General features: G+C 66.3%; 11 protein-coding genes and 1 pseudogene. 6 read left to right on the forward strand and 6 right to left on the reverse strand.

Annotated features, from left to right (window positions below):
- Nucleotides 1-275: 275 nt before the first annotated feature.
- Entirely contained in the window at nucleotides 276-1898 is a 1623-nt protein-coding gene (locus MKK84_RS10180; protein ID WP_243919326.1) for a Na+/H+ antiporter, read from the reverse strand.
- A gap of 591 nt (nucleotides 1899-2489) precedes the next feature.
- Between MKK84_RS10180 and MKK84_RS10185 the strand changes: the two genes are divergently transcribed.
- The 6 genes and pseudogenes from MKK84_RS10185 (at nucleotide 2490) to MKK84_RS10210 (ending at nucleotide 10671) form a co-directional block, all read left to right on the forward strand.
- The gene (locus tag MKK84_RS10185) at nucleotides 2490-5138 is read left to right on the forward strand and encodes an MGH1-like glycoside hydrolase domain-containing protein (protein WP_243919327.1); all 2649 of its coding nucleotides are present in this window, start codon (nucleotides 2490-2492) and stop codon (nucleotides 5136-5138) included.
- Nucleotides 5139-5233: 95 nt separating this feature from the next.
- Nucleotides 5234-6811, forward strand: a complete 1578-nt coding sequence (locus MKK84_RS10190) for an ABC transporter substrate-binding protein (RefSeq protein WP_243919328.1) — start codon at nucleotides 5234-5236, stop codon at nucleotides 6809-6811.
- Between the two features lie 212 nt (nucleotides 6812-7023).
- Nucleotides 7024-7932 (forward strand): amino acid ABC transporter substrate-binding protein, encoded by a 909-nt coding sequence (locus MKK84_RS10195; protein ID WP_243919334.1) that lies wholly within the window; start codon nucleotides 7024-7026, stop codon nucleotides 7930-7932.
- Between the two features lie 283 nt (nucleotides 7933-8215).
- Complete coding sequence (locus tag MKK84_RS10200) at nucleotides 8216-8482, forward strand: DUF485 domain-containing protein (protein ID WP_243919336.1); 267 nt, start codon at nucleotides 8216-8218, stop codon at nucleotides 8480-8482.
- 12 nt (nucleotides 8483-8494) lie between these two features.
- Nucleotides 8495-10021 (forward strand): annotated as a pseudogene (gene actP / locus MKK84_RS10205) (cation/acetate symporter ActP); the annotation flags it as partial.
- Between the two features lie 17 nt (nucleotides 10022-10038).
- Nucleotides 10039-10671: a glutathione S-transferase N-terminal domain-containing protein gene (locus MKK84_RS10210; protein WP_243919340.1), complete on the forward strand. Its 633-nt coding sequence runs from the start codon at nucleotides 10039-10041 to the stop codon at nucleotides 10669-10671.
- A gap of 348 nt (nucleotides 10672-11019) precedes the next feature.
- Here MKK84_RS10210 and MKK84_RS10215 read toward each other — a convergent pair whose 3' ends face one another.
- The 5 genes from MKK84_RS10215 to MKK84_RS10235 all read right to left on the reverse strand — a co-directional run bounded on the left by MKK84_RS10215 (nucleotide 11020) and on the right by MKK84_RS10235 (nucleotide 15792).
- Nucleotides 11020-12387 carry an LLM class flavin-dependent oxidoreductase gene (locus MKK84_RS10215; protein WP_243919342.1) on the reverse strand — a complete coding sequence of 456 codons (1368 nt, stop codon included), beginning with the start codon at nucleotides 12385-12387 and terminating at the stop codon, nucleotides 11020-11022.
- Nucleotides 12384-13037, reverse strand: a complete 654-nt coding sequence (locus tag MKK84_RS10220; protein WP_243919344.1) for a methionine ABC transporter permease — start codon at nucleotides 13035-13037, stop codon at nucleotides 12384-12386. The genes MKK84_RS10215 and MKK84_RS10220 overlap by 4 nt, the downstream gene beginning before the upstream one ends.
- A complete protein-coding gene (locus tag MKK84_RS10225; RefSeq protein ID WP_243919346.1) occupies nucleotides 13018-14145 on the reverse strand; it encodes a methionine ABC transporter ATP-binding protein in 1128 nt (375 codons plus the stop codon). Before MKK84_RS10225 ends, MKK84_RS10220 begins: the two co-directional genes overlap by 20 nt.
- Before the next feature lie 2 nt (nucleotides 14146-14147).
- Entirely contained in the window at nucleotides 14148-14948 is an 801-nt protein-coding gene (locus MKK84_RS10230; RefSeq protein ID WP_243919349.1) for a MetQ/NlpA family ABC transporter substrate-binding protein, read from the reverse strand.
- 82 nt (nucleotides 14949-15030) lie between these two features.
- The gene (locus tag MKK84_RS10235; RefSeq protein ID WP_243919351.1) at nucleotides 15031-15792 is read right to left on the reverse strand and encodes a MetQ/NlpA family ABC transporter substrate-binding protein; all 762 of its coding nucleotides are present in this window, start codon (nucleotides 15790-15792) and stop codon (nucleotides 15031-15033) included.
- Between the last annotated feature and the right edge of the window lie 297 nt (nucleotides 15793-16089).

Genomic DNA, 16089 nt, shown 5'->3' on the forward strand with positions numbered 1-16089 from the left:
AGACGACCACCTTGGCGTCGAAATCCCGCACAAGGGCGGCGACGCGGGCCACCTGTGCCGGATCGAGCCTGTCCTTGCCGGCTTGCCGCTGATAGCCGACCGTCGTCACGACACCGTCGATGTCGAGATAGATCGTCAGTGGTCCAACCCCGCTTTGCTCACTCAAGGGGCTGTTCCCGTTCCGCGCAGCCAATCGGCTGCCGTTGTGAGCGCCTACAACGCGCTCCCCGGATCGTCCAGCTTCGGGGGTGCGTCCGGATTCTGTCGATCGGCACCTAGATCACGAGCCGCGCTTCGATCAGATCGATCTCTCGGACGAGGCGACGCAGGAGCAGGTCATCGATGACCTGTGAGCGTCGCAGGCGGTAGAGCGCCTGGCGCTCGGCCTCGATGCCGGCGAGGCGCAAACGCTTCTCGGTGTTCGCTAGCTGCCGGGCGCGGCTGAGATCCTTCCGCCGCTCCGAGGTCGGCGCTTCGACACCCTCGTACCGGTCCATGGCTCTGGCGCCGGCCTCGACGGCGATCGATGCATCCTCCTGCTCTTCCACGAGGCGATGCTGCAGCGCCTCGATGGCCTTCACCGCATCGTCGCGCGCAGCGGCGCGGGCCGCATCCTCCTCGGCATCGTGGCTGGGCTCGGGCGGGAGACGAAGCCCGCGGAGCAGCGGCGGCAGAACCGTGCTCGCCAGGACGAGGGAGGTCAGAATCACGCCCATCGCCAGCAGGATCGCGAGGTCCCGGGCGGGGAACGGGGTGCCATCCTTGAGGGTCAGCGGCAGCGTCAGGATGCCCGCCAGGGTGATGGCCCCCTTCACGCCGGCCAAGGTGGTGGCGGCCACGAGGCGCCAGGTCGGTCCTTCGCGCTTGTCGCCACGCCGGCGCGCCTTCGCGAGCATGAACTGGAGAGAGATCCAGACCCAGACGAACCGGATCGCCATAAGGCCCGCGGTGATGATCAGGATCCAGGCGACGAGCCGGCCCGCCCCCTGCACGTCGGCCTGCTTCACGGCATGGCCGAACACCTCCGGCAACTGCTCGCCCAGCAGGACGAAGATCGCGCCGTTGGCCGCGAGCGCGACGGTGTCCCATACGGCGGTCCGGCGGACGCGGGTGGTGCCCAGGCTGCGTCCCTGGATCTCGACATACGTCATGGCGATGCCCGCGGCGACGGCGGCCAGGATACCGGAGGCATGCACGTGCTCGGCCGCGAGATAGGCACCGAACGGCGTGAGCAGGCTGAACAGGATCTGCAGGCCCGGATCCTCGCCCGTGCGCCGCCGCAGGAGGTCCTGGGCCCCCATCAGCACGAAGGTCGTCAGGGCACCGATGCCGACGCCTCCGAGTGCCAGCCAGACGAAGGTTGTCGCGGCCTCGGGGAGTGAGAAGGTGCCGGTAAGCGCGGCGGCGATGGCAAAGCGCAGGCAGACGAGGCCGGTGGCGTCGTTCAGGAGCGCCTCGCCCTCGAGGATGTGCATCAGCCGCCGCGGTACGGGTGCCTGCGCCGCGACCGAAGAGACGGCGATCGGATCGGTCGGCGACAGGACCGCGGCCAGGGCGAACGCCACGGCCAGCGGGATACCGGGGATCATGCCGTGGATCAGTGTTCCGATGCCGAGCACCGTCAGGACGACGAGACCGAGCGCGAGCGCCAGCACGGCCTTGCCGTCACGGAACAGGTCGCGTTTCGGGATGCGCCATCCGTCGAGGAACAGGAGCGGTGGCAGGAAGACGAGGAAGAAGATCTCCGGATCCAGCGACGTGCTGGGCAACGGTCCGAGGGCGAGCGCGACGCCGATGACGATCTGAATCAAGGGGAGCGGCAGAGGCAGCAGGCGACCGAGGGCACCACTCACCAGAACGGACAGCAGCAAGGCCAGAACGACGGTTACGCTTTCCATCTCTCTCTTTCGCTTGGGCCGTATCAACGAAGCGGGTCCCACCGGCACCGCGCCGCACGCCGCGATGCGCCATTGGGGCCGATCTATGCCAGCCGCCGAGGCCCGACGCAGGGTGTCCATCGCCGGGGCGCGCTGCCCGCAAGCCACCACAGATGCTGCGACGCTTGGCAACCTGTATCGGTTTTCAGGAGCGGTGACGCATCCCATCGGTCCTTACCCGAGGCGACGGCACCACCCGCGACACGGCTGAGCCGGAGCGGCTCGAGCGGGACGCGGCTGATCGCACATCGGTTGCGGCGTCGCGACGGCGGCGTCCAGCAAGGCGATCGTCCGGGCCGCGACGACCCGCCGGCTGCCCCGGCCGGCCGCACGTCGATGGGCGCCGTCCGAGATGCACACCATCCGGGCCGCAACGCGCATCTCGCTCCCGGTATCCCATCCGCGACGCTTGGCTTCGATGATGCATTGCGGCGTCACCGGATCGCTGTCGGCTTGGACGTCCATGATCTACCACCAACTGCATCACATCGTCGTTCGGCCAAGCCCTGTTCATCGTCCTGCCTCTGCGGCTTACTCGCGAAAGGGGCGGGCGTGAGCGACGCGATCGATTGGGCGGAGCGCCGCCGGATCGCCGAGCAGGCGCGCGGCGAGCGGCCCTGGTCGCTCTGGGGGCCGTATCTCAGCGAGCGGCAATGGGGCACCGTGCGCGAGGATTACAGCCGCGACGGCAATGCGTGGCGCTCGCTGACCCACGAGGATGCGCGCTCGCGCGCCTATCGATGGGGCGAGGATGGGCTTGCCGGTATCTGCGACGAACGCGGCCTGCTCTGCTTCGCCCTGAGCCTCTGGAACGGCCGCGATCGTATTCTGAAGGAGCGCCTCTTCGGCCTGACCAACGAACAGGGCAATCACGGCGAAGACGTCAAGGAGCACTACCACTACCTCGACGCGGTCCCGAGCCACGCCTACCTCAAGTTCCTCTACCGCTATCCGCAGGCGGCCTATCCGTACGACGATCTCGCGCGCGAAGGCTTGCAACGCAGCCGCGAGGTCCCGGAATTCGAGATCGATGACACGGGGATCTTCGAGACCAATCGCTTCTTCGACGTAACGGTCGAATACGCCAAGGCGGATGTCGACGACATCCACGTCGTCGTTTCCGCGACGAACCGCGGCTCGGAGGCCGCCGATCTCCACCTCGTGCCGCAGCTCTGGTTCCGCAACACATGGTCGTGGCGTGAGAATGGCCCGCGCCCGCGGATTGAGTGCCATCCCGAGGGCGGCATCGCCTGCGAGCATCCCCGCCTCGGCCGCTATCGGCTGGCCTTCGAGGGGCAACCGGAGGTGCTATTCTGCGAGAACGAGACGAACCTGCAGTGCCACGCCGGGCAGCCGGACGCCGAAGGCCCGTTCAAGGACGGTCTCCACGCGGCGATCGTTGACGGCGACGCCTCCGCGATCCGGCACGACACCGGCACCAAGCTCGGCCTCCACTACGCGAGCCGCCTGGAGCCGGGCGAAACGACGCGAATCCGCCTGCGGCTCTCGGCTGGGACGCGGACGCGCCCGCTCGATCTCGACAGCGGCGTGCGCGACCTGCGCGTCGCCGAGGCCGATGCCTTCTACGCCGACCTTCAGGATGGGATCGCTGATCCGGATGCCCGCGCGATCTTCCGGCAGGCCGCCGCGGGGCTGATCTGGTCGAAACAGCTCTACGCCTACGACGTGCAGGTCTGGCTCAAGGGCGATCCGCTGCAGCCGGTGCCGCCCCGGGAGCGCGACGGCGGACGTAACATCCACTGGCGGCACTTCGCGGCCTCCGACGTGCTGTCGATGCCGGACAAGTGGGAATACCCGTGGTTCGCCGCGTGGGATCTCGCCTTCCACTGCCTGCCGCTGGCGTTGCTCGATCCGGACTTCGCCAAGAAGCAGCTCCTGCTGCTGACGCGCGAATGGTACATGCACCCCAACGGCCAGCTCCCGGCCTATGAATGGGAGTTCTCCGACACCAACCCGCCGGTCCATGCCTGGGCGACCTATCGGGTGTTCGAGATCGACCGCAGCCGCCGCGGCGGCCGCGGTGATCTCGCCTTCCTCGAAGGCGTCTTTCACAAGCTGCTGATCAATTTCACATGGTGGGTGAACCGCAAGGATGCGGGTGGCCGCAACGTCTTCCAGGGCGGCTTCCTCGGCCTCGACAATGTCGGCGTGTTCGACCGGTCTCGGCCGCCGCCGGGCTTCGGCATGGTGCATCAGGCCGACGGCACCGCCTGGATGGCGCTGTATGCCCTCAACATGATGCGGATCGCCCTCGAACTCGCGCTCCACAACGACGTGTACGAGAGCACCGCCTCGAAGTTCTTCGAGCACTTCCTCCTCATCGCCGAAGCCATGACGGACATGGGCGGCGAGGGGTTCGGGCTCTGGGACGAAGACGACGAATTCTACTATGACGAGGTCGATATCCCCGGCGCGGGGCTGCTCCCGCTGCGGGTCCGCTCCATGGTCGGGCTGGTGCCGCTCTTCGCCGTCGAGGTGATCGAGCCCTCCGTGCTTCAGCGCCTGCCGGATTTCGCGCGACGTTTGAACTGGCTGCTGGAGAACCGCCCGCATCTCGCCCGCCTCGTCTCGCGATGGGACGAGGGCGGGGTCAAAGACCGCAAGTTATTGTCGCTGCTGCGCGGTCATCGAATGAAGGCGTTGCTGCGGCGGATGCTCGACGAGGCGGAGTTCCTCTCGCCGTTCGGCATCCGCTCGCTGTCAAAGGCGCATCGCGACCAGCCCTATTCCCTGAACGAGTTCGGCGCCTCTTTCACGGTTCGCTACGATCCGGCCGACTCCACATCGAACATGTTCGGGGGCAACTCCAACTGGCGCGGGCCCGTGTGGATGCCGATGAACTACCTGATCATCGAGGCCTTGCGCCGCTTCCACACCTATTACGGTGACGACTTCCGCGTGGAATTTCCGACCGGCTCGGGTGAGACGCGTACACTGGCTGCGATCGCTGACGCGCTCCAGGATCGGCTGATTGCCCTCTTCAGCAAGGACGAGTCCGGCGGCCGGCCGTACCGCGGCGACCGCGCGCCGATCCCGACGGCCCCAGGGGCTGAGGAGGCTCTCCTGTTCCACGAATTCTTCGACGGCGACACCGGTCGCGGACTCGGCGCCTCTCATCAGACAGGCTGGACGGCTTTGATTCTCAACCTTCTGCACAATCGGGCCAAGGTGCATCCATAGGCACGGTGTTGATCCGGCGATCGCCAAGTTCGCCGTCGCGCCCTCTGGCATGCCACCTGCACGATGGACGCCATCCAAGCGGTTGGAGACGCTCGATGAGGCGACGCGATGTACTTGCTGGCGTGACTGCCTTCCTTATCGCCGCACCAAGCCTCGTGCGTGCGCAGGCCGCCACGACGCTCAAGTTCGTCCCCTACGCCGACCTCGCCTTGCTCGATCCGTTGGTCAGCGCTTTCGTCACCCGCAACCACGTAATGATGGTGTTCGACACCCTCTATGCCCTTGACGCCGCCGGTGTGCCTCGGCCGCAGATGGTCGGAGGCGAGAGCGTCGAGGACGGTGGCCGGCGCGTGCGCCTGACCCTTCGCGACGGGTTGAGGTTCCACGATCGCACCCCCGTTCTCGGACGGGATGTCGTCGCCAGCCTCAAGCGATGGGCGAGCACCGATCCCTTCGGCCAGGCACTGATGGCGGCCACCGACGAACTCTCGGCGCCCTCCGACACGGTGGTCGAGTTTCGCCTTAAGCGCGCGTTCCCGCTCCTGCCGAACGCCCTCGCCAAGCCAACGAACCTTATGGCGGCCATCATGCCGGAGCGGCTGGCCGCGACACCGCCCACCACCCGGCTGACCGAGATGGTCGGCTCGGGCCCTTTTCGCTTCGTCGCCGACGAGCGCGTGTCGGGCGCGCGCAATGTGTACCGCCGCTTCGAGGGCTATGTACCCCGGACCGACGGACCGCCGAGTTTTTGCGCCGGCCCCCGCATCGCCCATTTCGACCGCGTCGAGTGGCTGACCAATCCGGACCCGGGCACGCAGATCGCCGCCTTGCAGGCTGGCGAGGTCGATTGGGTCGAGCAACCGCTGATGGATCTCGTGCCGAGCCTGCGCACGAACAGGGCGATCAAGTTGCAGGTCGTGGAGGATAAGGGGCTGATCGGCGTCCTGCGCTTCAATTTCCTCTATCCGCCCTTCGACAACCCGGCGATCCGCCGCGCCGTGCTCCGCGCCGTCAATCAGGCCGAGTTCATGCAGGCTGTCGCCGGTGACAACGCCGCCGTGGATACCCGGGTCGGGGTTTTCGGACCCGCCGGCCTGCCCATGGCCAACGATGCCGGCATGGAGGCCCTGAACGGGACGCACGATATCGCCCAACTCAAGCGCGACATCGCCGCAGCCGGCTACAAGGGCGAACGCGTCGTGTTCCTGTCGGCGACGGACGTCCCGCGTATCAACGCGATCTGCAGCGTCGGCGTCGCGATGATGCGACAGCTCGGCCTGAACGTCGACGAGGTCGCCACCGATTGGGGCACCGTGGTGCAGCGCGCCACGCGCCAGCAGCCGATCGACGCGGGCGGCTGGAACGTGTTTGGCTCGTTCTGGGGCGGCTACGACATGCTGAACCCGGCGGGCCACCTGCTGCTGCGCGGTACCGGGCTGAAGGGCTGGAACGGCTGGCCGACCGACGCGCAGCTTGAGCAGCAGCGTCAAGCCTGGATCGACACGGCAGACCAAGCCCAGCGGCTCGACATCGCGCGGAAGATGCAGATCCAGGCTTTCGAGGACGTCCCGTTCCTGCCGCTGGGTTCCTACCTCCAGCCGACGGCCTACCGGGCCGACCTCGACGGGATGCAGGTTGGTCTGCCGCTGTTCACCAATATCCGGCGGATTTGATTCGGACATCACCGCGGCGGAACAAGCATATCCGTAGAGCGAGCCTGAGCTGGTTCGTCATCGGCGGGATTTGTCCTCCGAAGCTCAATGTCGGGACCGGCGCGGAAATTGCCGTGGGTTGCGCACCCGTTGCCGGGCCGCATCGGCGCGGACACGATGTCCGCTTCCGAACCGCCCGGAAGCGTGGCTCCCTGTGCCGCTGGAGGACCGTCATGTTGCGCAAGTCCTGGCTGATCCTGTCGACGATCCTGCTCCTCGGTCCAAACGCCGCCGTGGCCGAAGAATTCACCGGTACGCTGAAGAAGGTGAAGGAGAGCGGTGAGATCGCCATCGGCTATCGGGATGCGTCGATCCCCTTTTCTTATCTCGACGGTGATCAGAAGCCGATCGGGTTCGCGATGGACATCTGTTACGCGATCACGGACGTGGTCAAAGCCGAACTCAAGCTTCCGAAACTGGCGGTCAAGCTGGTTCCCGTGACTGCCTCCACGCGGATCCCGCTGATGGCCAACGGCACGATCGACCTCGAGTGCGGCTCGACCACGAATAACGTGGACCGGCAGAAGCAAGTCTGGTTCACGAACACCCACTTCCTCACCGCGACGCGGTTCGCCTCGAAGAATTCGGCGCAGATCGACAAGATCGACGATCTGAAAGGCAAGACTGTCGTGTCGATCCCGGGCTCGACGAACATCGTACAGACCCTTGAGATCAACACCGCCAGAAGCCTCGGGATGACGGTTCTGCAGGCCAAGGACCACGGCGAGGCGTGGTTGATGGTCGAGAACGGTCGCGCGGCTGCCTACGTCATGGACGACGTCCTACTCGCCTCGCTGATTGCATCTTCGAAGGAGCCGGACGCCTATCGGATCTCGTCGGACGCTCTCTCCCGTCCGGAGCCCTACGGGATCATGGTGCGCAAGGACGATCCGGCGTTCAAGAAGGTAGCGGATGTCGCCACCGCCAAGCTGTACGTCAGCCCGGAGGGCAAGGCGCTCTACGACAAGTGGTTCACCAAGCCGATCCCGCCGCGCGGGATCAATCTCAACTTCCCGATAAACGCGTCCATGATTAAGACCATGATGCATCCGAGCGATAGCCCGGACCCGGCGATGTACTGAAAAGCCTGACGAAACAAAGCGCTGCCATCCGAGCAAGCCGCTGGGGCCACCGTCAAGCGGCCATCCAACCGATCACCTGTGGTCACCGGTGCCGACCATCGATGCGGGGCGACTGCGGCGTAGGTCGCGTTATCCCCGCCCTTGCCGGTCCGATGGCGGCAGCTTGGCCGTTTTGATGAGCCGTCCCTCCGGATCAGGCGTGCGTCGAACCGCAGAGCTCGAGAATCAGGACTGGCATGGGCCGTGCGAACCACTCGGGGCGATGAATGAACCGAGACCTGCTGTGAGCCCTGAATCCTCTGCCTCCGCTACCGAGCCGCTCGGTCTCGGGCTCTTCCTAATGGGTCTGCTCGCCGTTGCGTTCTTCGGCTTCATCGGGCTCTGCGCCTTCGCGCCGGCCTGGAGCGCCGCGCCTCTCGTCCCGGGTGGCAGCGTCAACGCCGCCTTCGTCCTGGGACTTGGCGTGATCGGCCTCGGGGTCGTCCTCACCGGCCTCTACGTCGTAGTCGCGAACCGTGCCGAGGCGCGGGTCTTCTGCGCCCGCTCCTGAATCGGGACGCGCGGAATGAACCTCGTGGCGATCGGCCTCTTCCTTGTCTTCGTGGCGCTCACCCTTTGGATCACATGGTGGGCCGCGCGGCGCACCCACTCGGCGCAGGATTTTTACGCCGCGGGCGGACGCATCACCGGTTTTCAGAACGGCCTTGCCATCGCGGGCGACTTCATGTCGGCCGGCGCCTTTCTGGGTCTGACAGGCCTCGTCGTTGCCAACGGCTTCGACGGCTTGATCTACGCGGTGGGCTACACCACCGGCATGCCGATCGTGGTGTTCCTGCTGGCTGAGAAGCTGCGGCGGCTTGGACGCTTCACCTTCACCGACGTGGTCTGCACCCGCCTCGCCGAGCGTCCGATCCGTGTGTTCGCGGCCTGCGCCTCCCTCGTTGTGGTGGCGTTCTACCTCATCGCCCAGATGGTCGGCGCCGGTCAGCTGATCCAGCTGCTGTTCGGCCTCGATTATCTCTACGCCGAGTTCGTCGTCGGCGTGCTGATGGTCTGCTATGTCATGTTTGGCGGCATGGTGGCGACGACCTGGGTGCAGATCGTCAAGGCAGTGCTGCTTCTGATCGCCGGCTTTACCATCGCCGGCCTGCTGCTCGCCCGCTTCGGCTTCGACCTCAATGCCCTTTTGGCGCGGGCTGCCGCCGTTCATCCGAAAGGCGCGGCGATCCTCGCGCCGCAGTTTCCGGCCAAGGATCCGCTTTCGGCCTTCTCCCTGGGTCTCGCACTGATGCTGGGCACGGCGGGTCTGCCGCACATCCTCATGCGCTTCTTCACCGTGCCGGATGCCCGCGCCGCGCGCCTTTCGGTGTTCTGGGCGGCAACCTTCATGAACGCCTTCTTCGCCCTGATCTTTCTGCTCGGCTTCGGTGCCGTGGCGCTGACCGCCGGCAATCCGGCCTATGTCGATGCGGCCGGGATGCTGCGGGGCGGCGGCAACATGGCGGCGATTCACCTCAGCCACGCCGTAGGAGGGGACGCCATGATGGGCTTCGTCTCGGCTGTGGCCTTCGCCACCATCCTGGCGGTCGTGGCCGGGCTGACGCTCGCCGGAGCCAGCGCGGTCAGCCACGATCTGTACGCCAGCGTGTTCCGGCGTGGGCGCGTCGACGAGCGCCGGGAGGTACAGGTCTCGCGCATCGCAACTTTGGTCCTGGGCCTCGTGGCGATCGGCCTGGGCATCGCCTTCAAGGGCCAGAACGTCGCCTACATGGTCAGCCTCGCCTTCGCGGTCGCCTGCTCGTCGACCTTCCCGGTTCTGATCCTCGCGCTGTACTGGCGCGGCCTGACCACGCTCGGCGCCGTCGCTGGCGGGACAGCCGGCTTGGTCAGTGCGCTGGTCCTCACGGTGCTCGGACCGGCGGTTTGGGTGAAGGTCCTGGGGCACGCCGCCCCGCTCTTTCCGCTCGATCCACCGGCCCTCGTGACCTTGCCGCTGGCCTTCGCGACCTGCTGGCTGGTCTCGCGCCTCGACCGCAGCCGTCAGGGCGCCACCGATCGCGCGCGTTTCGAAACTGTGCCGGCCGAATAGTTTTTAGGGACTCGACGATGTTCAAGCTGATCAGCGCGACCCCGAGCCCCTACGCCCGCAAGGTACGCATCGCTCTCGTCGAGAAGGGACTGCCCTTCGAACTGCTGACCGAGGTGCCGTGGGATTCCACGACAAGTCTGCCGCTCCACAATCCGCTGGAGAAGCTGCCCGTGTTGCTGCTGCCCGATGGCGGCAGCGTCTACGAGTCGAGCTACATCCTGCAATACCTCGAACTCATGCACCCCGGGACGCCGATGCTGCCCGACGATGTCCTCGGGTCGCTCGCGGCGCGCAAGCTCGAGGTTCTGTGCGACGGTATCTGCGATGCCTTGGTGCTCACCTTCTTCGAGCGCCAACGCGGCGAGCACGCGAGTGCCTCCTGGTTGGCGCGCCAACGCCGCAAGATCGAGGGCGGCCTGGCCGAGATCGCGCGCCTTGTCGGCGATCGCGAATGGGCGGTGGGTGACCGCTTCGGCCTCGGCGACATCGCGGCCGGCACGGCGGTCGGCTATCTGTCGGTGCGCTTCGCCGAATTGCCCTGGCGGGATCTCTATCCGAACCTAGCTGCCTTCAGCGACCGCCTGGAGCAGCGGCCCTCGTTTCGGAACTCGGTGCCCTATGCTCAGACCATCACCGACCGTGTGATGTAGGCCGGGCTACTGTTCGCGACCCCCTTTCGCTAGCCGGCAAAAAGGCGCTTCCGCCTCCCGATGAGTCGGCGATTTGGCTGGCGCCAAACTGGCGACCGATTGCCGTTACGGTTTCCCGGAAGGGCACGCCTTCCTCGGCCGCAGCGTGGCAGGGCTCTCCGCGCGCTCCGCGTCTGAGGGCGGAGCGGTAGATACGCGCTGCAGCGATACGGTGGGGCGAGGGCTACAGGTTTGCGCCGTCACCCAGCTGACCGGACATGCCGTTCTCGCATGCAATGGCCGCTCAGCGTCGGATTTCGATCCGACAAAATCGAATAGTCTTTATTCGAGCGTTCATCGCGTCGGACGTCAAAGCCCGACCATGTTCCGGAAAGCATGGGCAGCGTGGCGCTCAGGGGGGCGGTCGCCCGCGCCGAACAGCTTCCGCCGAAGCGATCCGGGCGCATACGCGGTCTTGTAGAGGCCGCGATCCTGAAGTTCGGGGATCACGAGGTCGATGAAGTCCGAAAAGCTCTCCGGCATGACGATCCGGCTGAGATTGAAGCCGTCCACCTCGCCTTCTTCGACCCAAGATTGCAGCTCATCGGCGACGGAAACGGCGTCGCCGGTCAACACGGCGTAGCGCCCGCCCAGGCCAAGTTCCGCCAGGAGGTCGCGCTTGGTCAGCCCACGTTTCGCCGCTGCTGCCGTCGCCGACTGGATCGCGTTACCGGGACCATAGGGGATCGGCTCGTCGAGGCCGTAGCGGGCGAAGTCGATGCCTGTAGAGGCCGAGAAATGCGCGAGCCCGGCCTCGGCGCTGGCGTAGCGCATGTATTCGGCGCGCTTATCCTCGGCCTCCGCGCGGGTACGGCCGGGGATGACCGCGATGCCGATGAACATCTTCACGTCCTGCGGGTCGCGTCCGGCCGCGGTGGCCTCAGCGCGGATGGCGCGCACGGCCTCTCGGGCGGACGGCTTGTCCCGGGCCGAGATGAACACGCATTCGGCGTGCCGACCCGCGAAGGCACGGCCACGGCCGGAGGCGCCCGCTTGGTAAAGGACGGGCGTCCGCTGGAGTGAGGGCTCGCAGAGATGGGTTCCCTCGACCGCCAGGAACTCGCCGCGATGAGAAACCGGCCGGATCTTCGCCGGACCGCTGAAGACGCGTGCTGCGCGGTCACGGCGCACCGCCGCATCGTCCCAGCTTCCCTCCCAGAGCTTGTAGAGCACCTCCAGATACTCGTCGGCGTAATCGTAGCGGCGATCATGGGCCGGGAGCGTTTCGCCCCGGCCGCGATGGGCGCTTTCGAGGTAGCCGGTGACGATGTTCCAGCCGACCCGGCCGTCGGTGAGGTGGTCGAGGGTCGAGAACCGCCGGGCGAAGGTGTAGGGCGCCTCCGCGAAGACGTTGACGGTGACGCCGAAGCCCAGATGCTCCGTCACCGCCGCCATGGCCGGGACGATCAGCGTTGGGTCATTGACCGGCACTTGCACGGCCTCCCGCGCGGTCACGTCGATGCCGCCGCCGTAGATGTCGTAGACGCCGAGGATGTCGGCGATGAACATTCCGTCGAATAGTCCGCGTTCCAGAAGCTGCGCCTGATCGGTCCAATAGCGCAGCGTTTTGTAGGCGCTGGATTGGTCGCGCGGGTGGGTCCACAGGCCGTGGTGGATGTGTCCGACGCAGTTCATGTTGAACGCGTTGAGACGGATCTGCTTGCGGGGGGCCGTCATCGCGCCCGGAGCCTGCGCACCACGCTGTCGCCGGCGATCTGCACGAGGCACACCAGGACGATCAGCATCGCGATCACCACGGACATCACCGTCGTGTCGAAGCGCTGGTAGCCGTAGCGGATGGCGACGTCACCGAGTCCGCCCGCACCGACCGCGCCGGCCACCGCCGAAGCGCCGATCATCGATACGACCGTGATGGTGAAGCCGCCGACGATCCCCGGCAGGGCCTCGGGCAAAAGCACGTGGAGGAGGATGTGGCGGCGGCGGCAGCCGATGGATTGCGCGGCCTCGATCAGCCCGGGATCGACCTGCCGTAGCGAGACCTCGGCGATCCGCGCGAAGAACGGCGTCGCGCTCACGGCGAGGGGGACGATCGCGGCCCAGACCCCGATGGTGGTGCCGACGACGAGCCGGGTGAACGGAATCAGCGCTACGAGTAGCACGATGAAGGGCACGGCGCGGAAACCGTTCACCACCATGCCGACGAGACGGTTGGCCCGCGGCGCCGGAAAGATCCCGCCGGGCTCGGAGGTGACGAGGAACAGCGCGAGGGGAATGCCGGCGAGAAAGGCGATCGCCGCGGACACGCCGACCATGAACAGGGTGTCGAACGCCGCCTGCCAGAGTCGGTCAATCATCTGCGGCGACATAGCCGATCCTTTCGACGGTTTCCCCGATGGCCCTCAGCCGGACCTCTGCCTCGGTGCCGGCGGCGGCGATGAGCAGGTGGCCGACCGCGTGCCCCTGGATCCGCTCGATGCCGGCCTGCAGCAGGTGCACGGGCCCGCCCGTGGCCGCGACAAGAGTCGACAGGTCGGGCGGTGTCCGCCCGGAATAGGTGATCCGCAACACGGCCCTGCTGCCGGGTGTCGGGTAGGGCGTGAGCCGTCCCGCCAGATCCTCCGGCAGGTCGCGGGTCAGGGGGGCGAGCAGCGCCCGCGTCGCCGGGTGCTCCGGCGTGCCGAGAACCCGCCAGACCGGCCCGGACTCGGCGATCCGGCCCGCCTCCAGCACCACGACGTTAGTGCAGATCTCGCGGATCACGCTCATCTCGTGGGTGATGAGGATGATGGTGAGACCGAGCCGCCGGTTGATGTCGCGCAGCAGGCTCAGGATCGACACGGTGGTTTCCGGGTCAAGCGCCGAGGTCGCCTCGTCACAGAGCAGGATCTCCGGGTCGCTCACCAGGGCGCGGGCGATGCCGACGCGCTGCTTCTGCCCGCCCGACAGGCGGGACGGATAGGTCTCAGCCTTGTCCTCAAGGCCGACGAGGCGCAGCGCCTCCTCCACCCGGTGGGCGATCTCCGCCTTGCCGACCCCCGCCACCGTGAGCGGCAGCGCCACGTTCTGGCGGACGGTCTTGGCCGAGAGCAGGTTGAAGTGCTGGAAGATCATGCCGATGCGGCGGCGCAGGGCCACGAGGCCGTCGGTCCCCAGAGCGGCGATCGGTTCGCCATCGACCAGCACCCGGCCCGATGTCGGCCGCTCCAGTCGGTTGACGGTGCGCAGCAGGGTCGATTTCCCGGCGCCGGAACGGCCGATGATGCCGAAGATCGCGCCACACGCGATGTCGAGGCAGACGTCGTCGAGCGCGAAGACCTCGCCAGCCGCAGAGCGGTATGTCTTCGAAACATTCTCGAACCGCACGGTGCCGCGCAAGCCTGCTTCGACCCGGATGAGCGGGATCGCATCGGGACCTGCCGTTTCCCGTTGGGCCGGGCGTGCCGTCCCGAGACTGTCCAGAGCCAGGACCGCCATGGTCAATTCCGCCATGCGAGCAGATACAACTTGTCGCTGCCGGCGAAGGAGGTGTGGATCTGCTGCCTCACGGCCTCGGAGTTCTGGAAGAGAGCGACGAATTTCCTGATCGTCGGATCCTCCTTGCGCGACGCTTTGGCGACGAAGCTCACCGCGAACAGCTTGTCCTCGATTCCGGAATAGATCAGACCGCTCGTCGGATCGAAGGCGCCGGCGGCGACGATGAAATGCGGATAGCCTTGCGCGAGATCGACATCGCCGGTGATCCGCACGAGCTGCGGTCCCTCGACCTCGGTGAAGGTCAGCTTCTTCGGGTTCTCGGTGATGTCATCGACGGTGCCGAGGAAGCCGACGCCGTCCTTGAGCTTGATGAGGCCGGCTTTCTGGAGGAGCAGAAGGGCGCGCCCCTGATTCACCGGATCGTTGGCGATGGCGACCTTTCCGCCCGCCGGTATCTGATCCAGGCTCTTATGCCTGAGCGAAAACAGCCCGATATTCTGCAGGATGCCGAGCCCGACGATGTCGAACCGGTAGCCCTTCTGCTTCGCGGCGTTCTCCAGGAAGGGCCGATGCTGGAAGAAGTTCAGGTCGATATCGCCGGCATCAAGGGCGACGTTCGGCGTCGTCCAGTCGCTGAACTCGATCACCTTCAGCTCGATGTCCTGCGCCTTGGCTTCCTTGGCGACGGCGTTGAGCGCATCGCTGTAGGCGCCCGGCACGGTTCCGATCCTCAAGGTCTCGGCCTCTGCCGCTATCGTGCCCAGGCACAACAGGGCGAGGGCGACGGTCTTCAGAAAGCGCATCGGTCGTGGACTCCGGTCGACCGGCTCAGGTGAGACACGGCAGGATGTCGAGGGTTCGAACTCAGTGCGGCGGCCGCGTCGCTCAGGACGGGCGGACCGGAAGGACCGAGCCGCGGTAGCGGGTGCGGATGAATGCCGCGACTTCGGCCGAAGTCAGCAACGTCCCGAGGCGCAGCACGCGGGGATCCTTCGCCAGGCCCTCGGTCGTGACGAGGACGTTCGCATACGGGTTGCCCTCGGCGCGTTCGAGCGCGAGCGCATCCCGCGCCGGCTCCAGCCCCGCTTCCAACGCGTAATTTCCGTTGATCACCGCGAGGGCAACGTCATCGAGGGAGCGCGGTAGTTGCGGTGGCGCGATCTCGACGAACCGGAGTTTCTTCGGATTCTCGATGACGTCATCAAGGGTTGCGAGTGCACCCGCGTCCTTCGTGCGCAGCCGGATCAACCCGTTGGCCTGCAGCAGCAACAGTCCGCGATTGGTGTTCGAAACGGTGTTCGACAGGGAGACGAGACCGCCGGTCGGCAGGGCATCGAGCGCCTTGACGCGGCGGCTGTACAATCCGAGCGGTTCGATATGCACCGCCGCGACGACCGCGAAGTGCACCCCCATGGCGGCCTCTTCGGTGCGAAGGAAGGGCACGTGCTGGAAGAAGTTGGCGTCGGCGTCGCCGTCCCGCAGCAGGGCGTTCGGACGAAGATCGCCCGAGATCTCAATGATCTTCAAAGGGAGGTCGGCAGCGAGCTTGTCCGCGACAAAATCGAGGATTTCCACGTGTGGAACGGACGAGGCCACGACCCGCAGCGGCGCCACTGCTGCACGTGCCGGTCCGAGGCTCAAGGCCACGGCGCCGGACAGAAATACACGACGGGTCGATGCAGGCACGGTATGCACTTTTTGAAGTCGTCTTGAAGATAAGCGTTCTTCTTCGTATCCCGAAACACAGCACTTCGTGCAAGAGTAGCAAATATCGAATTTCAACCTGTTTGAGGAGCATCGTTTCCGTGTTCCTCTGTTTGAAACGATCGATGTTCTCCCGCTCGCTGTCGTCATGGATTTTGGGCTTCGACATGAGTCGTTTCCGGGCGGCGGGCAAGTCGGGATCGTCCGCTTCGAAGGCTACCAAGCCAGCGACTGGAAAAT

The sequence above is a fragment of the Methylobacterium sp. E-065 genome, from assembly GCF_022829605.1.
Classification (GTDB): domain Bacteria; phylum Pseudomonadota; class Alphaproteobacteria; order Rhizobiales; family Beijerinckiaceae; genus Methylobacterium.